The following is a 19234-nucleotide window of genomic DNA, read 5'->3' on the forward strand; positions in this document are numbered from 1 at the left end:
GCGGTGCCACACGATAGCTTGTGGATATGACCCGGATCATCGCGGGCGCCGCGGGGCGCGTGACCCTTGCCGTTCCGAAGGCGGGAACGCGGCCGACGAGCGACCGGGTGCGCGAAGCGCTGTTCTCGGCGCTCGAGGCCCGCGACGCGCTCGACGGCGCGCGCGTGCTCGATCTGTACGCCGGCTCGGGGGCGCTCGGCCTCGAGGCGGCCAGTCGCGGCGCGGCATCCGTCGTCCTTGTCGAGAAGAACGCCGCGGCCGCGCGCGTCGCCAAGACGAACGCGGGGCTCGTGTCCAAAGCGATGAGAACGGATGCCGGTGCCGTCGGCGTCGTGGCGAGCTCGGTCGCCTCGTTCCTCGCCTCGGCGACCGGCCCGTTCGATCTGGTCTTCAGCGACCCGCCCTACGAGGTGACCGACGCCGACGTCGCCGCCGACCTCGAGGCCCTCGTGCCGCTGCTCGCACCTGATGCTCTCGTCGTCGTCGAGCGCTCCTCGCGCTCTCCAGAGCCGGCGTGGCCCGCCGCACTCACCCCGGCGAAGCCGAAGAAGTACGGCGAGACCACGATCTGGTTCGCGCAGCGCGCCTAGCGCCTGCGGGTGCCGAAGATGCCGTCGAGCACTCCCTTGAGCACGGTCTGGGTCGTGCGCGAGGTGAGCACCTTCACCGCCGTCTTGCCGATCTGCTCGGCCTGCGTCTGGCGCGCCTTGGCCTGACGGGCGGCCTCCTTCTGCGCGGCGGCGTTCTGCTTGGCATCCGCCGCGTGCTGCTTCGCCTGTGCCTTCGCGTCGGCCTCGGCCTGCGCCTTCTCGGCCGCCGCGTTCAGCTTCGCCGTCAGGATCTCGCCTGCGGACTCGCGGTCGATCGGCGTGCCGTACTTCTCGAACAGCGGTGACGCGCTGATCACGCCGTCGATGGCCGACTCGGGCGCCGTCGTCATGGACGACTGCGGCGCGCGCATGCGCGTCCAGGCGACAGGCGTCGGCGCCCCCGACTCGTTCATGACGGTCACGATCGCCTCACCCGTGCCGAGGCTCGTGAGCACGGACTCGAGGTCGTAGCCGGACTTCGGATAGGTCGACACCGTGGCGCGAAGCGCCTTCGCGTCGTCGGGCGTGAACGCACGCAGCGCGTGCTGCACGCGCGAGCCGAGCTGGGCCAGCACGTCTTCGTGCACGTCCTTCGGGGACTGCGTGATGAAGAACACCCCGACGCCCTTCGAGCGGATCAGACGCACGGTCTGCGTGATCTGGGTGATGAACTCCTTGCTGGCATCCGTGAACAAAAGGTGCGCCTCGTCGAGGAAGAACACGAGCTTCGGCTTCGGCGCATCGCCGACCTCCGGCAGACCGTTGTAGAGATCGGCGAGCAGCCACATGAGGAACGTCGAGTACAGCTGCGGCTGGTCGGCGACGCCGGGCACCTCGAGCAGGCTGATGATGCCGCGCCCGTCGGGCGCTTGACGCAGGAACTCGGCCGTGTCGATCTCGGGCTCGCCGAAGAATGCCTCGGCGCCCGTCGCCGCGAACGACACGAGTTCGCGCAGAATGACGCCCGCCGTGGCCGGCGAGATGCCGCCGATGCCGGCGAGCTCCGCCTTCCCCTCCGGGCTCGTCAGGTACTGCAGCACTGCGCGCAGGTCCTCGAGGTCGAGCAGCGCCAGGCCCTTCTCCTCCGCATAGTGGAACACCAGCCCGAGGCTCGATTCCTGCACCTCGTTGAGGCCGAGCACGCGCGCGAGCAGCAGCGGCCCGAAACCGGCGACCGTCGCACGGATCGGCACGCCCTTGCCCTTGCCGCCGAGCGAGAACACCTCTGTCGGGAAGTGCGCCGGCGACCAGTCCTGCCCGATCGCCTTCGTGCGCGCCAGCAGCTTGTCGCTCGGCTCGCCGTCGACGAGCACGCCCGACAGGTCGCCCTTGATGTCGGCGGCGAAGACGCTCACGCCGTTTGCGGACAGCTGCTCGACGATCGCCTGCAGAGTGCGGGTCTTGCCCGTGCCGGTCGCCCCCGCGATCAGCCCGTGGCGGTTCAGCATGCCAAGCGGAATTCGGATCTGCGCGTCGGGCAGCGGCTCCCCGTTGAGCAGCGCTCCCAGCTCGAGGCTCGTGTCGGTGAATCCGTAGCCCGCCTTGATCTTGTCGATATCGGCCTGCGTGAGCGGCCCATCGGCGCTCTCGGGCGTAGTCGGCGCCGCCGGTGCTGCCGGTGCCGCAGCCGCTGCCCCCGCAGCGGCCTCCTGCGCCTTCCTCATCGCTGCTTCGGCCTGCCGCTTGAGCTCGTCGGCCTGCTTCTGAAGTTCTTCCGCCTGCTTCTGCAGGTCCCCCGGGTCAGTCATGGCCAGATCATATTGCCGAGCGGTGACGCGCAGGCACCACGCTACGAAAGGCGGCCGTCCCACTGCTCGTACGGATCCCAGCCGCCGAGCGCGTCGTACTCCGCCCCGCGAACCAGCACGCGGCCCTCTCCCGCGACGACGGAGCCGATGCGCCGGAATCCCTCGGGCACCGGCACGTCACCCGGGAACGTCGCGAGCAGCGAATGGTCCTCTCCCCCGCGTAGCGCGTCGTCGCCGAGATCGTCGAGTTCAAGATCGACGCGGGATGCCTGCGCCAGCCGCCTCGCGTCGAGCACCAGCCCGTCGCTGATGTCCATCATGGCCGTCGCGCCGGCGTCGGCGGCGACGGTGCCGAGGGCGATGGGCGGCGCCGGCCGCAGCTGCCGCCCGACCGCGTGCGCGTCGGCTCGCAGCGCGTCGGCGCGCCCCTGCTCGAACAGCAGCCGCAGACCGCGTGCCGCCACCCCCAGCTCGCCGGCGACGGCGACGGCATCCCCCGGCCGCGCGCCCGATCGCCTCACCGGCGCTCGGCCCTCGAGGTCGCCGAAAGCGGTGACCGCGATCGTGAACACGTCAGACGTCGACAGATCGCCGCCGACCACGCCGCACCCGGGTGCGAGCTGCGCGCACCCGAGCCGCAGCCCGTCGGCGAATGACTCGAGCACGTCCACGGGCGTCGTCGCAGGGGCCGCGAGCGCCACGACCAGCGCCGTCGGCCGGGCTCCCATCGCCGCGACGTCGGAGAGATTCGTGGCCGCGGCCTTCCACCCGAGGTCCTCGGGCGTCGAGAACTCCCACCGGAAGTCGGGGCCGTGGATGAGCATGTCGGTCGTGACGACGTAGCGGCCGTCGGGGGCGGCGAGCAGCGCCGCATCGTCGCCGGGGCCGAGCAGCGTGGCCTCCGCCTCGGGCAGCCGCGGGAAGATCCGCCCCAGCACGGCGATCTCGCCGAGTTCCTCCAGGGTGGGCCGCTCAGCTTCCGCCATACGCACCACGCTAGCGTTGCGACCGAGATGTCCCGCCTTCGTGTCGCCGCCGCTGCCATTGCCGCCGTCGCCTTCGCGACCCTGCTCGCCGGCTGCACGCCGACCGTCGCAATGAACGCGGCACCGCACGCCAACGACCCGAAGTGCGCCTCGGTCACCGTCGCGCTGCCCGACGAGGTCGCGCACGAGCACAAGGACTACACGAACGCGCAGGCGACCGGCGCATGGGGCGATCCCGTCGCCGTCCAGCTGCGCTGCGGCGTCGCTCCGCTGGGGCCCACCACCAAGCCGTGCGTCACGGTCGCGAGCGGCCGGGATTCGGTGGACTGGGTGCTCACGAACGACCCGGCGAGCAAGGTGCTCACCTACGTCACCTACGGCCGCACGCCGGCGGTCGAGGTGACCATCCAGCACGGGAAGGGCGGCGTCAGCGACGCGAACGTGCTTCCCGACCTCGCGCAGGCGGTGTCCAGCATCCCCCAGTCCAAGGTCCACAAGTGCGACGCGAGCGGCGACGCAGAATAGCCGGGCTCAGCGCTCGTCGAGCGCCAGCGCGATGAGTTCGTCGATGAGGGCCGGGTAAGGCAACCCGGATGCCTCCCAGCACTTCGGGTACATCGAGATCGGCGTGAAGCCGGGCATGGTGTTGATCTCGTTGATCACCCAGCCCTGCTCGGTCAGGAAGAAGTCGACGCGCGACAGCCCTGCCGCGCCGATGGCCTCGAACGCCCGCACGGCGAGCGACTGCATCTCCGCGAACTGCGCATCGGTCAGTGCGGCGGGAAGCTGCAGCTCGACGCCGTCACCACCGAGGTATTTGCCCTCGAAGTCGTAGAACTCGCGGCCGGTCAGCACGATCTCGCCGGCGACCGACGCGCGGGGTGCGGACCCGCCACGGCCCCCGAGCACCGCGATCTCGATCTCGCGGCCGACCACCGTCGGCTCGATGATCGCGTACGCGTCTTCAGCGAGGGCGCCCTCCACCGCGGCGGCGAGGCCTGAGGCATCCGTCGCCTTGCCCACGCCCACGCTGGAGCCTGCGCGCGCAGGCTTCACGAAAACGGGGTAACCCAGCTTCTCGGCCGCCGCGTGAACGGACGCCTGATCTTCCGCCCACTGCCGACGCGAGATCGACGCCCACGGCGCCACCGGAAGCCCTGCCTGCAGGAAGACGGTCTTCATGAAGCGCTTGTCCATGCCGAGTGCGCTCGCAAGCACGCCCGACCCGACCGCGGGCAGATCGACGAGCTCGAGCATGCCCTGCACCGTGCCGTCCTCGCCCCACGGGCCGTGCAGGATCGGGAAGACGACGTCGATGTGCACGGCGCGCGATGAGCCGTCGGCGCCGATCACGGTCAGCTCGTGCGAGCGGGCGTCGCGCGGCCACTCCACACGGCTGCCGTCGTCGTGCACCTCGGGCATGCGCCCGTCGCCCATGAAGTAGTCGTCGACGTCGGTCGATCCGAGCACGTACGCGCCGTCGCGAGTGATGCCCACCGGCACGATGTCGTACTTCTCGGGGTCAAGCGCCCCCAGTACTCCCCCCGCCGTGGCCACGGACACCGAATGCTCGCTTGAGCGCCCCCCAAAGAGCAGAGCCAGTGCGAGCTTGTCCGTCATCGGTGGTCCTTTCGCCCGTGGGCGTGTCGTCGGTGGTGAGGTGAGGCGCGATGTCCTGCGGCTTGAGGGTACCGGTCAGCACCTGGTGCACCTGCTCGACGATCGGCATCTGCACGCCGCGGGCGCGGGCGAGCGCGAGGATCGGGGCCACAGAGGCGAGCCCTTCTGCGGTCTGGTTCATCTGCCGCACGACCTCGTGGAGGGCATAGCCCTGACCGAGCAGGCGCCCGGCGGTGTTGTTGCGCGACAGCGGCGACTGGCAGGTGGCGATCAGGTCGCCGAGGCCCGCGAGACCCGAGAGCGTATCGGGGTGGCCGCCGTGCGCGACGGCGAAGTCCGTCATCTCGACGAGGCCGCGGGTGATGATCGACGCCTTCGTGTTCTCGCCGTAGCCGACCCCGTCGACGATGCCGATCGCCACCGCGATGAGGTTCTTGAGCACCCCGCCGAACTCGGTGCCGACGACGTCGGTGTTGACGAAGGAGCGGAAGTAGCGGTTGGTCGCGGCCAGCGCGACGGCCTGCGCGGTCTCGAGGCTCACCGAGCTCACGACGGCGGCCGTCGGCTGCTCCTTCGCGATTTCAAGAGCGAGATTCGGGCCGGATGCCACCGCGATGCGCTCGTCGTCGATCTCGAGCACGCTGGCGATGACCTCGCTCATGCGCTCGTTCGTCGACTTCTCGATGCCCTTCATGAGGCTGACGACCGGGATGCCGGGCGGCAGCATCGGCTTCAGCGACTCGAGGTTGTCGCGCAGCGTCTGGCTCGGAACCGCGAGGTACAGCTGCTCGGCGCCGCGCAGCGAGTCGCGCAGGCTGCTCGTCGCGGTGATCGTGCGGGGCAGGTTGATGCCGCGCAGGTACTGCGTGTTGCGGTGCGTCTCGCGGATCTCGCGGGCGACCTCGGGGCGGCGCGCCCACATGGTCACCTCCGAGCCGCCATCGGCGAGCACCTTGGCGAACGCGGTTCCCCAGCTGCCGGCCCCGAACACCGTCACGCGGCGCAGGGGCTTCCTCGGTGCCACTCAGAACCGTCCGGTCTCGCTCTGGCCCTGCTCCGCCGGGTCCCAGCGGCGGGTGGGCGCCTTCTCGCCGCGCAGCGTCTCGAGCTGCGCCGTGATGGCGGCCATGATCTTCTCGGTCGCCGCAGCGAGCAGGTGCGTATCGATCGGCTTGCCCTCGAACTCGGAGAGGTCGACCGGCTCGCCGATCGCGAAGTCGATCGGATTCCTGCGGAAGAGGTTCACCTTCTTGGCGTAGCGCCCCATCAGGCCCTGCGTGCCCCAGTGCGCGACCGGGATCACGGGGATGCCTTGCTCGAGCGCGATGCGCGCGGCGCCGGTCTTGCCGCGCATCGGCCACATGTCGGGCTCGCGCGTCAGGGTGCCCTCCGGGTACACCACCACGACGCGCTGCTTCTCGACGAGCGTCGCGGCGCCGGCGAGCGGCGACGGAGCGTGCGCTGCGGCGACGGCCGTGCGCTCGACAGGAACCTGGCCGCTGCGGCGCAGGAACCAGCCGACGACGGGGATCTTGAACAGGCTCGCCTTCGCGAGGAAGCTCGGAACCCGGCCCAGGCGGTACAGCATCATGCCCACGATCACCGGGTCGATCTCGCTGTAGTGGTTCGGTGCGATGACGTACGCGCCGGTGGCAGGGATCCGCTCTGGGTGCGCGACGCGGAACTTCACGCTGCCGCCGAGCAGGCCGAAGCAGATCCACGCCATCGGCCAGAAGATCGACGGCCGATGGGTTTCTTTCAGCGCCACCCCTATGCCTCGAGCACGAAGTCGGCGCCCAGGGCGCGCAGCTTCTCGATGAAGTTCTCGTAGCCGCGGGCGATGATGCCGACGTTGCTGACGGTCGACTGGCCCTCGGCCGAGAGCGCCGCGATCAGGTGGCTGAAGCCGCCGCGCAGGTCGGGCACCACGATGTCGGCGCCGTGCAGCTCGGTCGGGCCGACGATCACGGCGGAGTGGTTGAAGTTGCGCTGGCCGAAGCGGCACTCCGCGCCGCCCAGGCACTCACGGTGCAGCTGGATCTGCGCGCCCATGTCGACGAGGGCGTCGGTGAAGCCGAAGCGCTGCTCGTAGACCGTCTCGTGCACGATCGACACGCCCTCGGCCTTGGTGAGGGCGACGACGAGCGGCTGCTGCCAGTCCGTCATGAAGCCGGGGTGGACATCGGTCTCGATGATGACGGGCTTGAGCTTGCCGCCGGGGTGGAAGAAGCGGATGCCGTCGTCTTGGATCTCGAATGCGCCGCCGACCTTGCGGAAGACGTTGAGGAAGGTGAGCATCTCGGACTGGCGCGCGCCGCCGACGAAGATGTCGCCGTTGGTCGCGAGCGCGGCGGCCGCCCAGCTCGCGGCCTCGTTGCGGTCGAACAGCGCCGTGTGCTTGTAGCCCTCGAGTCGCTCGACACCCTCGATGCGGATCACCCGGTCGGTGTCGACCGAGATGATGGCGCCCATCTTCTGCAGGATGTTGATCAGGTCCATGATCTCGGGCTCGACCGCCGCGTTGCGCAGCTCGGTCGTGCCCTCTGCACGAACGGCGGTCAGCAGCACCTGCTCGGTGGCACCGACGCTCGGGTACGGCAGCTCGATCTTCGCGCCCTTGAGTCCGTTGGGCGCCGTCAGACGGATGCCCTGCGGCTGCTTGTCGACCACCGCGCCGAAGCGGCGCAGGCCATCGAGGTGGAAGTCGATCGGCCGGTCTCCGATGCGGCAGCCGCCCAAGTCGGGAATGAACGCCTCACCGAGGCGGTGCAGCAGCGGCCCGCAGAACAGGATCGGGATGCGGCTCGAGCCCGCGTACGCATCGATGACCTCGAAGTGCGCGCTCTCGACGGCGGCGGGGTCGAGAAGCAGCGTGTCGTCGCCCACCGTCGACACTTTCACGCCGTGGACCTCGAGCAGGCCCTTCACGACGCGGACGTCGCTGATCTCGGGGACGCTGCGCAACTCGCTCGGCGTCTCGCCGAGCAGTGCGGCGACCATCGCCTTGGTGACGAGGTTCTTGGCGCCCTTGAGCTCGATCCGCCCGACGAGCGGCTTGCCGCCCTGCAGCGTGATGCGATCGGCGGTCAGGCCGACGCTTGCGCCTGCAGCCTGCGCATCTTCGAGGAGTGTGTTCACGTAACCCCCTGGGGTTGTTTGTAGCTACCCGGCTTGTACGGGAAGGGTCTTCGGGCGCCAGGCTTCGCGGCGGCTCTCGAATTCGGTGATCTTCGCCTCGTTGCGGAGGGTGAGCCCGATGTCGTCGAGGCCCTCCATGAGGCGCCACCGAGTGTAATCGTCGATCTCGAAAGCGACGGTCAGGTCACCGGCGCGTACCGTGCGCGCCTCGAGGTCGACGGTCAGCTCGAGGCCGGGAGCGGCTTCGATAGCGGCCCACAGCTTCTCGATGTCCTCTTCGGCGACGACGCCGGTGAGCAGACCCTGCTTGCCCGAGTTGCCGCGGAAGATGTCGCCGAAGCGCGAGCTCAGGACGACCTTGAAGCCGAAGTCGCGCAGTGCCCACACCGCGTGCTCGCGCGACGAGCCGGTGCCGAAGTCGGGGCCGGCGACGAGGATCTGGGCGCCCTGGTACGGCACCTGGTTCAGCACGAAGTCGGGGTCCTGACGCCAGGAGTAGAACAGCGCGTCGTCGAAGCCGGTCTTCGTGACCCGCTTGAGGAACACGGCGGGGATGATCTGGTCGGTGTCGACGTTGGAGCGCTTCAGCGGCGCGGCGACACCCGTGACGACGGTCAGCTTCTCCATTACTTCGACTCCTCCAGCTCCAGGTCCCACGGACTCGACAGGGTGCCGCGGATGGCGGTGGCCGCGGCGACCACGGGCGACACCAGGTGGGTGCGGCCGCCCTTGCCCTGGCGGCCCTCGAAGTTGCGGTTGCTGGTCGAGGCGCAGCGCTCACCGGGGGCGAGCTGGTCGGGGTTCATGCCGAGGCACATCGAGCAGCCGGCGAACCGCCACTCCGCCCCGAACTCCTCGAAGACCTTGTCGAGGCCCTCTGCCTCTGCCTCGATGCGCACGCGCGCCGAGCCGGGTACGACCATGACGCGCACGCCATCTGCCTTCTTCTTGCCCTTGATGATCGAGGCGAAGGCGCGCAGGTCCTCGATGCGACTGTTCGTGCAGGAACCCATGAACACGGCATCCACCCGGATGTCCTTCATGGGCGTGCCGGCCGTGAGATCCATGTATTCGAGCGCGCGCTCGGCGTTCGCGCGCGCGTTCGGGTCGGCGATCGTCGCCGGATCGGGCACGGATTCCGACAGCGAGACGCCCTGCCCGGGGTTGGTGCCCCAGGTGACGAACGGCTCGAGGGTGTCGGCGTCGATGTCGACCTCGGCGTCGAAGACGGCGCCTTCGTCCGTGGCGAGCGTCTTCCAGTAGGCGACCGCCGCGTCCCAGTCGGCGCCGTGCGGCGCGTGCGGGCGACCCTTCAAGTAGTCGAAGGTGGTCTGGTCGGGCGCGACCATGCCGGCGCGCGCGCCGGCCTCGATCGACATGTTGCAGATCGTCATGCGCCCCTCCATCGAGAGAGAGCGGATGGCGCTGCCGCGGTATTCCAAGACGTAGCCCTGGCCGCCGCCGGTGCCGATCTTGGCGATCACGGCGAGGATGATGTCCTTCGCGGTGACGCCGGGGCGCAGCGTGCCCTCGACGTTGATCGCCATGGTCTTGAACGGCTTGAGCGGCAGGGTCTGCGTGGCGAGCACGTGCTCGACCTCGCTCGTGCCGATGCCGAACGCCATCGCACCGAAGGCGCCGTGCGTCGACGTGTGGGAGTCGCCGCACACGACGGTGATGCCCGGCATCGTAAGGCCGAGCTGCGGGCCGACGACGTGCACGATGCCCTGCTCGAGGTCGCCCAGCGAGTGCAGGCGCACGCCGAACTCCTCGGCGTTCTTGCGCAGGGTCTCGATCTGAGTGCGGCTGGTCAGGTCGGCGATCGGCTTGTCGATCGCCAGAGTCGGGGTGTTGTGGTCCTCGGTGGCGATGGTCAGGTCGGGGCGGCGCACCGGGCGGCCGGCCTGGCGAAGACCGTCGAACGCCTGCGGGCTCGTGACCTCGTGCACGAGGTGCAGGTCGATGTAGATCAGGTCGGGCTCGCCGTTCTCGCCCTTCACGACGAGGTGGTCGTTCCAGACCTTCTCGGCCAGCGTGCGGGGGGCGGCGGTGCCCGGAATGGGACTGTCGGTCATTGCTTCGTTGCTCCTTGATTCCTGCGGGTTCAGCCCAGAACAAGACTCCGCGACGGGAAAGGCCAGGAAACTAGGCCCCGTCGCGGCAGCTAAGGCGCCCCGCGAGGGCGGCGACGCCCGCGTCACCGAAGGGGTGACGCTCAGCAGGAGAGAGCTGCGCAGCCGGCATGTTGTGAGGTTATCACCCCGAATTGCGGGTCAGCCGCAGGCGGACGAGGCTCGCGGCCGTCGCGATCGCCATGGTCACGACGATCACGGCGAGTGACGTGACCGTCGAGAACTCCGGCGCCCACTCGACCGGGTGACCGCCGTTGATGAAGGCCACCTCGTTCGTGTGCAGCGCTTCGAAGACGAGCTTCACACCGATGAAGGCGAGGATGACGGCGATGCCGTACTTGAGGTATTCGAGCTTTGCGAGCAGGTGCCCCAGCAGGAAGTAGAGCTGCCGGAGGCCCATGAGGGCGAAGACGTTCGCAGAGAACACCAGGAACGGGCTGCGCGTGATGCCGAAGATCGCCGGGATGGAGTCGAGCGCGAACAGCAGATCGGTCGTGCCCAGCGAGATGAAGACGAGCACCATCGGCGTCAGCACGCGGCGCCCGCTGACCACGGTGTGCAGCTTGTTGCCGTCGAACTCGTTGCCGATGCGCAGGTGATGCTTCAGGAAGCGGGCCACCGGCCCCTCGGCATCCTCGGAATCTTCGCTCTCATCTTCTTTCTCGAATGCCTGTCTGATCGCGGTGTAGAGCAGGAATGCGCCGAACAAGTAGAAGATCCAGCTGAATGCGGCGATCAGGCCCGCGCCCAGGATGATGAAGACGCCGCGGAAGACGAGGGCGAAGATGATGCCCACCATCAGCGCTTCCTGCTGGTACTTCGGCGGCACCGCGAAGCGGCCCATGATCAGCACGAAGACGAACAGGTTGTCGACGGAGAGCGAGTACTCGGTGAGCCAGCCGGCGACGAACTGGCCCGCAGGCTCACCGCCGCCGACAGCCCACAGGATGCCGGCGAAGACCAGCGCGAGCACGACGTAGAAGGCGATCCACAGCCCGCTCTCGCGGGGGCTCGGCACGTGCGGGCGCCGGTAGGCGAGGACGAGGTCGCCGACGAGGATCAGGAACAGCACGGCGTATGAGCCGAACTCGAACCAGAACGGGAGCTCGAGGTGCATTCAGGGCCTTTCGGGGTCGTTGAGACGGCTCCGAAAGTCTCTCCCGCACCGAGGTGCCGCAACGCCCGGGGCCGTGCGGCCCGTGATGACGATCGTTGCGCCGAGGGATACTCCCCTTCGATCGCTTCAGGATATGCGATGTCGGTGGGTGCGCCTACCGTGGGCGCATGGATGTCATCATGCTTCCCGGCTACTGGCTCGGCGGTTCCTCGTGGCGCGACGTCGCGCCGATCGTCGCGAAGGCGGGTCATTCCGTGCACCCGCTCACGCTCCCCGGCCTCGAGGCACGTGATGCGTCGCGCGCCGGCATCACGTTGCAGACGCAGATCGATGCGGCGATCGCCGAGATCGACGGATGCCGGGGGCCGGTCGCCCTCGTCGCGCACTCCGGCGCGAGCGCCGTCGCCAACGGGGCCCTCGACGCCCGGCCCGATCGCGTGACGCGCGTCATCGAGGTCGACACCTTCCCCATGCCCGAGCGCGGGCAGACCGAGTCCGAGTACCCCGTCGACGGCGACGATGTGCCGCTGCCCGACTGGTCGGCGTTCGGCGAGGCCGAGGTGAAGGGGCTCACGCCCGAGCTGCGCGCGCAGTTCGAGGCAGAGGCGGTGCCCGAGCCCGCCGGCGTTGCGACGGCCCCCATCGAGCTGCACGACGAGCGTCGCTACGACGTGCCGCTCACCATGATCTGCACCGCGTTCCCGTCGGCCGAATACACGCCGCTGCTCGAGCAGGGCCACCCGTGGGTGTCCGAGCTCGCGAAGTTCCGCGACATCACCTGGGTCGACATCGACACGGGCCACTGGCCGCAGTTCTCCAAGCCGGTCGAGCTCGGCGAGGCGATCGCGGCGGCGCTGGCGGAACCTGCCGCCTCATAGCCGCCGGGCTCTCGCCGAGAAGTGCCGCGATGTCGCCGGTCGCCGAAGCAGCCGACATTCCGGCACGTCTCGTGGTGACAGCATTAGCGCTGCCACCCGCGCAGAGCGAGCGCGTCGCTCACCATCCGCTCGACGTCGGCGGCCGTGTGATCTCGACGAACCTTGATGACCGACCACCCGAGCAGTGTCAGCTTGTTGTAGCGGTCGACGTCGATCACCGACCACGGGTCGCGGTGCCACCGCTCGCCTTCGTACTCGATGACGATCTTCAGCTTCTCGTAGACCAGGTCGCCGATTGCAACGAGGCGCCCGTCGGTTCCGAAGATCCGGTGGTTGTGCGTCGGCTCGGGCAGTCCCGCCCGGATCAGCACGAGCCGTACCCACGTCTCGCGGGGTGACCAGACGTTCTCGCGCAGCTGCGGCAGTGTCGCCCGCAAGGTACGAGCGCCGCGCTTCGAGCCATGCGCGGCGATCGCGGCTTCGAGATGGCGGCGAGTCGCCAGCAGAAACGGCTTCTCAGAAAGCATCCGGTCGCCTGCGGCGATCAGCTCGTCAAGCCCGAGCACGGTCGCCAACTCGCAGAACACCTCGTGCGGCACCCGCACCCGCTTTCCATTGACCCGTGTCGTCTCTGCCGCCCGGGCGGTGTGGCCGATGACGTAGCGGCCGCGCGGCGCGAATGCTCCGACAGCGGTCACGTGGACCCTCAACTCCTCGAGACGACGCGGGAGCGGGACCCCCATGAGCCGCGCCGCAGTCGGACCACTGAAGAACCAGTTACGGGGCATCTGCTGCTGGTATGCGTCGCAGAGGACCTCGAACCGCCTGTCGTCGTCCGCTTCCAGGAGCAGTTCCCGGGGAACGCGCACGCCGCGAAAGGGCCGGGCGAGGTCGGCTGCTCGAAGGCGCCCTCTCGGTACGGCCGCATCATCCGCCTGAGCCACGGTGAATGGGGCTGCGGCGAGGTGATCTGGAAGCCGGCGCGCGCGGGTCATGTCGGCGAGTGTGCCCGGCGAGCAGGTAGGCGCGTTCTGTCACGGCGCCGAATCGTGGATGACCGGAGTGAACGCGGTGCTGTGAGCGGCAAGATCTGCACACTGATCGGACGCGGTCGGGCGCGCAGCCCCCGCCGAGACGTGCTGCGATGCGGGTGCGCGACAACCCGGCCGACATCAGCGCACTTCTCGGGCGAGGGGTCCTTGTGGCCGCCGACCGGTCCGCACCGAAGCCGTCCACGAGAAGTGCCGCGATGCGAATGCGTTCGCGCCTAGCCGGCACAAGCGCACTTCTCGGGCGAAGGGTCCTTGTGGCCGCCGACCGGTCCGCACCGAAGCCGTCCACGAGAAGTGCCGTGATGTCGAAACGTCACGAGCGGGCCGACATCGCGGCACTTCTCGGCGGGACATATGCCGGGAGGGGGCGAGAGGCGCGCGGCCCCCGCCGGCGGCTAGACCAGGTCGAACGACGGGGTCTGGCGCGCGGCGTCGGCCTCGGCACCACGGCGCGTCAGCGGCGGCCGCAGGCCGAGGTGCTCGCGCAGCGTGTCGCCGCGATACTCCGTCGGGTAGACCCCGCGCTCCTGCAGTTCGGGCACCAGCCGGTCGACGATGTCGTCGAGGCCCGTCGGAATCAGGTACGGCGAGACGTTGAAGCCGTCGACGACGTGCTCGTCGGCGTAGCGCGCCAGCAGGTCGGCGACCGTCTGGTAGCTGCCGATGATGCCGCCCTCGAGGCGGCCGCCCACCTTGAACACGAACTCGCGGATGGAGAGGTTCTCTGCTGCGGCCTGCTCGCGCCAGGCATCCGCCGTCTCTTTCGTCTTCTTCGCTCGGAAACCCGCGCCGCGCGTCTCGCCGGTGACCTCGACGACGGGATCGATGTCGGGCAGCGGGCCGTCGGGGTCGTAGTTCGCGAGCGACGTTCCCCAGATGTTCTCGAGGAACGCGAGGGCGGTGGCCGGCGTGATCTGCTTCTCGCGCACCCAGATCGCCTTGTCGCGCGCTTCCGCGTCGGTGTCGGCGAGCACGAACTGCTGGCCGGGGAAGATCTTCAGGTCATCGGCGGGGCGGCCCGCGGCCACGGTGCGGCGACGGATGTCCTCGGCGAACTTCTTCGCCGGCTCGAACAGGCCGTGAGCGCTGAAGATGACCTCGGCGCTGCGGGCGGCGAAGTCGCGGCCCTCGTCCGAGTCGCCGGCTTGGAACAGCACGGGGTGCTCCTGCGCGCTGCGCGGCAGGCGGCCGGTGCCGCGCACGTCGAAGGCACCGAAGTCGCGCGCGACGAGCCGGGCGTGTCCTTCCGAGTCCCACGAGTCCCAGATCGCGCGCACGGTCTCGACGACCTGCTCGGCGTGGGTGTAGCGGTCGGCGTGGTCGAGGTAGCCGCCGCGGCGGAAGTTCGCGCCCGTCCACGCGTTGTCGGTCGTCACGATGTTCCACGCGGCCCGGCCGCCGGAGAGCAGGTCGAGGCTCTGCAGGCGGTGCGCCAGGTCGAAGGGGTCGTTGTAGGTCGCGTTCTGCGTCGCCACCAGGCCGATCTTCGAGGTCACGGCGGCCAGCGCCGCGAGCTGGGTCTGCGCGTCGGGCCGCCCGGCGACGTCGAGGTCGTGCAACTTGCCGAGGTGCTCGCGCAGGCGCAGGCCCTCGCCAAGGAAGAAAGCCGAGAACAGGCCGCGCTCTGCGGTCTGCGCGACCCGACGGAACGACTCGAAGTCGGTCTGCGAACCGCTCTCGGGCTCTGTCCAGATCGTCGAGAAGTTGACGCCCTGGAAGAAGACGCCGAACTGGATCTGATTGCGTTGCTGGGGCTGGGTCGCGCTCATGCGTTGGCCTTCGATGCGTAGCGGTTGACGGATGCCGGCAGGCCGATGCTCTCGCGCAGGGTGCTGCCGACGACGGGCGGGGTGTGCAGGCCGCGACGGCGCAGCTCGGGAAGGACGGCGCGGCCGAGCTCCTCGAGGTCCTCATCGAGGACGGCCGGGTGCAGGCGGATGCCGTCGAACGAGCCTGCGAGCTCGCCGATCAGGTCGGCGAGGCCCGCGGCGTCGCCGACGTAGCGGCCGAAGCCCTCCCGGGCCCAGGTCTCGGTGGCGTCGAGCCGCTCGACGCGTTCGGCGCCGGTGAGCCCGGCGCGGTCGAGGGCGACCTCGAGCTCGAGCCACACCAGGGTCGCGCCGGCGTCGCGCGCGGCAGAGACCGCCGCTTGGGCGCTCGACGTCACGAGCGCCACGTCGCCGACGACGCCCGACGAGGCATCCGTGAATACCGGAAGCTGCCCCTGCGGCGGACGCGGGATGATGCTCGGGCCTTTCACCGAGAAGCTCTCGCCCTCGAAGTCGGCGTAGTGCACCTTGTCGCGGTCGAAGTAGCGCCAGGTGGTCGTGTCGCGGATGACCGCGTCGTCCTCCCAGCTGTCCCAGAGGCGGCGCGCGACCTCGATGAAGTCGGTCGCGGTCGCCGCGGCGTGCTCGGAGCCGACGGCGTCCCGGCCGTACGCGACGGCGATGCGCGGGTCCGGGTCGACGCCGACGATCCAGCCGGCGCGGCCGTAGGAGGCGAAGTCGACGGTGGCCAGCTGCGTCGCGACATGGAACGGCTCCGAGTACACCGCGTGCGCAGTCGGGATCAGCCCGAGGGCGCCGGTCAGCGGCGCGACGAACGCGGTGCGCTGGATCGCGTCGATGCGCGTGCCGAGCGGTGAGTCGGCGAGCGTCGCCGCGGTGAATCCGGCACGCTCCGCCTCGCGCACGTGCGCCGCGAGGCGCGAGCCGGAGAGCACCTCGCGCGTGTCGAGGCCGAGAGCCCGCGCGGCCGCCGGGTGGGCACCCGCGCCGTCGAGCTCGATGGCAACGGAGAACGGTCGTGGGGTCATTACTTGCTCTCCTCGTGCGAAATGGGCGCCTTCTCCCCCGCCTCGACGGCGACGCCGAGGCGGTTCTCGGCAGGGGGCAGCGGGCAGGTCGCGTGCGGCGTGTAGGCGCACGGCAGGTTGGTCGACCGATTGAAGTCGAGTCGGACGCGGCCCTCGGCGTCGGGGGCCGGCGTGTTCAGACTACGGTTCGCGGCGTAGGTCGTGACGCCACTCGTCAGGTCGGTGAACAGTACGTGCAGGCCGCCGGCCTGGCCGCCCCACGCGAGCAGCGAGCGCGGCCCGTCGAGCTCGAACTCGATCGTGCCGACGGCGTCGTAGACGTGCTGCAGGCCGTCGACCACGGAGCCGACGGTGACCTCACGCGGCGTCTCGAACGGCACGAAGCGCGCGTCGATGACGAAGCGCTCGTCCGGCGCGTAGGCCGGCGTGCCGGTGTAGGCCGAGAGGATCGGCGCGTTCGCGTGGCGCGGCCGGATGATGTCGTTGCCGCCGCGGCGCGCGATCTCGACCGCGGCACGGCCCTCCGGCGCCTCGAAGTAGGCGAACTCGCTCGCGCGCTCGGCCAGCGGCCCGAACTCGTGGCGCCCGGTGATCACGGCGTCACCGAACTCGAGGCTCTCGCCGTCGGCGAGCTCGACGACGATGCCGCCCTCGCCCGTCGACCAGGCGCCGGGAACGTCGTCGAAGCGCTCGGGGGTGCCGGTCAGCCAGCGGATGCTCGTGATGGCGAGGAACCCGTATTCGCTCGCGCGCTGCTCTTCGTGGCGGGCGTGCCACGCGGCCCACGCGTCGGCGAACCCGGTCGCCTGCTCGATCTCGGTGACGGTCATGGATCGACGCTATGGCGGGCGATGCGACGGATGCCACGCGAGCCACGCCACATGACGAACAGTTTCATCCCGTTACGGCTCGTTGCCGCGCAGATGCGGACCCGGCGCGGAGCCTGCTTCTCTCTGGTGCCATGCCCAACATCCACCAGAACATCACCGAGCTGATCGGGAACACCCCGCTGCTCGAGCTCGGCAAGTACGCCGAGAACCGCGGACTCGTCGGCCGGATCGTCGCCAAGGTCGAGTACTTCAACCCGGCAGGCAGCGTGAAAGACCGCGCCGCCCACGCGATCATCCGCCAGGGCGAGATCTCAGAGCAGCTGAAGCCCGGCGGCACGATCGTGGACATCACGAGCGGGAACACCGGCATCGCTCTGGCCGCTCTGGCTGCGCGGCTCGGCTACCGGACCAAGTTCTATCTGAGCGACAACATCAGCCCCGACAAGATCACTCTGCTCGAGGCCTACGGAGCGGAGCTCGTCAAGGTGCCGAACAGTGAGTTCACCGACCCGGCGTTCCTGCCGGCGTTCCTCGAGAAGATCGCGGAGGACAACCCCGAGGCGTTCTTCGCGAACCAGCTAGGCAACCCGGTCAACCCGCAGGTGCACTACGAGACCACCGGCCCCGAGATCTGGCGCGACACCGACGGCGAGGTCGCCGCGATCGTCGGCGCGGTCGGCACGGGCGGCACCATCTCAGGCACCGGCCGCTTCCTCAAAGAGCAGAACCCGAGCATCCACGTGGCCGTCGCCGAGCCCGGCGAGGGCTCGCTGCCGACGCCGGAGAACCCCTACCCCGCCGAGATCGACGGCGTGCACAAGGTCAGCGAGGTCGAGGCCGAGTTCCTGCCCGGCAACTACGACTCGGCGATCGCCGACGAGGTGATCCCGCTCGAGACTCAGCAGGCGCGCGAGACCGCTCAGGCGCTCGCCCGAGAAGAGGGGCTGCTCGTCGGGACCTCGAGCGGCGCGATCCTCTACGCCGCGACGCAGCTCGCCACTCGCCCGGAATTCGCCGGCCGCATCATCGTCGCCGTCCTTCCCGACACCGGCGAGCGCTACCTCTCGGCCGGCACCTTCGGCTGATCCGCCCGATTTCACCCAGCTTCACCCAGCTTCACCCACGACCTGCGCACCATCCCCTGCCACGCACAACAACGAGGAACAACATGAGCGACAACACGCCCAGCTCCCCCGACGACAACCTGCTGCCCAGCGGCGCGCGCATCGACAACACCGCAGCCGACGACCTCGACGCCCCGAAGAAGGTGTCGCGCCGCGGTCTGCTTACCGGCGTCGGCATCGGCGCGGCCATCGTCGTCGCCGGCGGCCTCGGCGGCTGGGCCTTCGTGCGCAGCCAGCCGAAGAAGACGGCCAACGGCCTCGCCGTGACGAAGTCGTGGGCCGACAAGACCATCTCGATCACGAGCCCCAGCGGTGTCTGCGAGGCGCCGCTGATCGTCGCCTACGAGAACGGGCTGTTCGAGAAGGCCGGCCTCAAGGTCAAGCTGCTCAAGACCGGTGACGGCGAGAACGTCGTCGAGGCGGTCGGCTCCGGCAAGTACACGGCGTCGAACGGCATCTTCTTCAACTACCTCGACCCGATCTACAACGGCACCCCCGTCAAGCTCTCGGGCGGCCTGCACCACGGCTGCCTCGACCTGTACGTCCTCTCGGACGGCGGCATCGACACGGTCGCCGACCTCAAGGGCAAGAAGATCGGCGTGACGAGCCTGCAGGGCTCGTCGACGAACTACTTCTCACTCGACCTGCTCGACGCGGGCATCAACTCGAGCCCGGAGGCCAAGCAGGTCGAGTGGGTCGTCATCACCGACCAGACCCTGCTGCCGCAGGCCCTCAAGGACGGCAAGGTCGATGCGATCGCGACGGCCGGCGGATTCCTGCCCGTCATCCAGGCCGTGCAGGACGGCCGGCTCAAGGAGATCTCGAACAACCGCGATCAGAACCTCAGCAAGAACGCCAAGGAACCGTGCTGCGCGGTCGTGCTGAACAACACCTTCGTCAGCGAGGACCCGGTGACCGCCGCGAAGCTCGTCACCGCGTGGGCCGACGGCTCCCGCTGGGCCGGCGCGAACCTCGAGGCGACGGCCAAGCTCGCCGCGGGCAAGTACGTCGCGGGCACGGCGGAGGAGATCCTGCCGGTGCTCAAGACGCTGACCTTCGACCCGTCACCCAAGAACCTGCACCAGGTTCTCGAGCCGGGCATCGAGAAGTACATCAAGACCGGATTCCTGCCGAAGGACACGAACGCCAAGGCCCTCGCCGACAAGGCGTTCGTCGACCTCGGCCTGAACTTCTAAGGACT

The 19234-nt window shown here is 69.5% G+C and carries 18 protein-coding genes; 5 read left to right on the forward strand and 13 right to left on the reverse strand.

The features are described from left to right. Positions 1 to 26 precede the first annotated feature (26 nt). A complete protein-coding gene (rsmD, locus tag ABD736_RS04065; protein WP_344790455.1) occupies positions 27 to 590 on the forward strand; it encodes a 16S rRNA (guanine(966)-N(2))-methyltransferase RsmD in 564 nt (187 codons plus the stop codon). Here the strand turns inward: rsmD and ABD736_RS04070 are convergent. Both ABD736_RS04070 and thiL read right to left on the reverse strand, forming a co-directional pair. Then, positions 587 to 2338 (reverse strand): helicase HerA-like domain-containing protein, encoded by a 1752-nt coding sequence (locus ABD736_RS04070; RefSeq protein ID WP_344790456.1) that lies wholly within the window; start codon positions 2336 to 2338, stop codon positions 587 to 589. The two genes, rsmD and ABD736_RS04070, sit on opposite strands and share 4 nt — an antisense overlap. 41 nt (positions 2339 to 2379) lie before the next feature. Further along, on the reverse strand, positions 2380 to 3324 hold the full coding sequence (thiL, locus tag ABD736_RS04075) for a thiamine-phosphate kinase (RefSeq protein ID WP_344790457.1): 945 nt from the start codon (positions 3322 to 3324) through the stop codon (positions 2380 to 2382). Between the two features lie 27 nt (positions 3325 to 3351). On the opposite strand from thiL, the gene ABD736_RS04080 reads away from it, so the two are divergent. Beyond that, entirely contained in the window at positions 3352 to 3849 is a 498-nt protein-coding gene (locus tag ABD736_RS04080) for a DUF3515 family protein (protein WP_344790458.1), read from the forward strand. Between the two features lie 6 nt (positions 3850 to 3855). Here ABD736_RS04080 and ABD736_RS04085 read toward each other — a convergent pair whose 3' ends face one another. From ABD736_RS04085 to ABD736_RS04115, 7 genes are all read right to left on the reverse strand, one after another. Further along, a complete protein-coding gene (locus ABD736_RS04085; RefSeq protein ID WP_344790459.1) occupies positions 3856 to 4944 on the reverse strand; it encodes a D-alanine--D-alanine ligase family protein in 1089 nt (362 codons plus the stop codon). Then, the gene (locus ABD736_RS04090) at positions 4847 to 5968 is read right to left on the reverse strand and encodes an NAD(P)H-dependent glycerol-3-phosphate dehydrogenase (protein ID WP_344790460.1); all 1122 of its coding nucleotides are present in this window, start codon (positions 5966 to 5968) and stop codon (positions 4847 to 4849) included. The genes ABD736_RS04085 and ABD736_RS04090 overlap by 98 nt, the downstream gene beginning before the upstream one ends. Continuing rightward, on the reverse strand, positions 5969 to 6712 hold the full coding sequence (locus ABD736_RS04095; RefSeq protein WP_344790461.1) for a lysophospholipid acyltransferase family protein: 744 nt from the start codon (positions 6710 to 6712) through the stop codon (positions 5969 to 5971). It lies immediately after the preceding gene. Between the two features lie 2 nt (positions 6713 to 6714). Continuing rightward, on the reverse strand, positions 6715 to 8082 hold the full coding sequence (gene murA / locus ABD736_RS04100) for a UDP-N-acetylglucosamine 1-carboxyvinyltransferase (protein WP_344790462.1): 1368 nt from the start codon (positions 8080 to 8082) through the stop codon (positions 6715 to 6717). Between the two features lie 24 nt (positions 8083 to 8106). Next, the gene (gene leuD, locus ABD736_RS04105; protein ID WP_344790463.1) at positions 8107 to 8709 is read right to left on the reverse strand and encodes a 3-isopropylmalate dehydratase small subunit; all 603 of its coding nucleotides are present in this window, start codon (positions 8707 to 8709) and stop codon (positions 8107 to 8109) included. After that, positions 8709 to 10157: a 3-isopropylmalate dehydratase large subunit gene (gene leuC / locus ABD736_RS04110; RefSeq protein ID WP_344790464.1), complete on the reverse strand. Its 1449-nt coding sequence runs from the start codon at positions 10155 to 10157 to the stop codon at positions 8709 to 8711. Before leuC ends, leuD begins: the two co-directional genes overlap by 1 nt. Before the next feature lie 181 nt (positions 10158 to 10338). Continuing rightward, positions 10339 to 11331: a TerC/Alx family metal homeostasis membrane protein gene (locus tag ABD736_RS04115; RefSeq protein ID WP_344790465.1), complete on the reverse strand. Its 993-nt coding sequence runs from the start codon at positions 11329 to 11331 to the stop codon at positions 10339 to 10341. A gap of 167 nt (positions 11332 to 11498) precedes the next feature. On the opposite strand from ABD736_RS04115, the gene ABD736_RS04120 reads away from it, so the two are divergent. Next, positions 11499 to 12209 carry an alpha/beta hydrolase gene (locus ABD736_RS04120; RefSeq protein ID WP_344790466.1) on the forward strand — a complete coding sequence of 237 codons (711 nt, stop codon included), beginning with the start codon at positions 11499 to 11501 and terminating at the stop codon, positions 12207 to 12209. Positions 12210 to 12292: 83 nt separating this feature from the next. On the opposite strand, the gene ABD736_RS04125 is transcribed toward ABD736_RS04120, so the two are convergent. The 4 genes from ABD736_RS04125 to ABD736_RS04140 form a co-directional block, all read right to left on the reverse strand. Then, entirely contained in the window at positions 12293 to 12907 is a 615-nt protein-coding gene (locus ABD736_RS04125) for a hypothetical protein (RefSeq protein ID WP_344790467.1), read from the reverse strand. A 749-nt stretch (positions 12908 to 13656) separates the two neighbouring features. Further along, the gene (locus ABD736_RS04130; protein WP_344790468.1) at positions 13657 to 15030 is read right to left on the reverse strand and encodes an NtaA/DmoA family FMN-dependent monooxygenase; all 1374 of its coding nucleotides are present in this window, start codon (positions 15028 to 15030) and stop codon (positions 13657 to 13659) included. Beyond that, positions 15027 to 16079 (reverse strand): LLM class flavin-dependent oxidoreductase, encoded by a 1053-nt coding sequence (locus ABD736_RS04135; RefSeq protein WP_344790469.1) that lies wholly within the window; start codon positions 16077 to 16079, stop codon positions 15027 to 15029. The genes ABD736_RS04130 and ABD736_RS04135 overlap by 4 nt, the downstream gene beginning before the upstream one ends. Further along, positions 16079 to 16909 carry a DUF1684 domain-containing protein gene (locus ABD736_RS04140; RefSeq protein WP_344790470.1) on the reverse strand — a complete coding sequence of 277 codons (831 nt, stop codon included), beginning with the start codon at positions 16907 to 16909 and terminating at the stop codon, positions 16079 to 16081. Before ABD736_RS04140 ends, ABD736_RS04135 begins: the two co-directional genes overlap by 1 nt. A 131-nt stretch (positions 16910 to 17040) precedes the next feature. Between ABD736_RS04140 and ABD736_RS04145 the strand changes: the two genes are divergently transcribed. Both ABD736_RS04145 and ABD736_RS04150 read left to right on the forward strand, forming a co-directional pair. Further along, positions 17041 to 17994 (forward strand): PLP-dependent cysteine synthase family protein, encoded by a 954-nt coding sequence (locus ABD736_RS04145; RefSeq protein ID WP_344790471.1) that lies wholly within the window; start codon positions 17041 to 17043, stop codon positions 17992 to 17994. Between the two features lie 83 nt (positions 17995 to 18077). Next, a complete protein-coding gene (locus ABD736_RS04150) occupies positions 18078 to 19229 on the forward strand; it encodes an ABC transporter substrate-binding protein (protein WP_344790472.1) in 1152 nt (383 codons plus the stop codon). Positions 19230 to 19234: the final 5 nt, after the last annotated feature.

Source organism: Gryllotalpicola daejeonensis, assembly GCF_039538145.1.
Classification (GTDB): domain Bacteria; phylum Actinomycetota; class Actinomycetes; order Actinomycetales; family Microbacteriaceae; genus Gryllotalpicola; species Gryllotalpicola daejeonensis.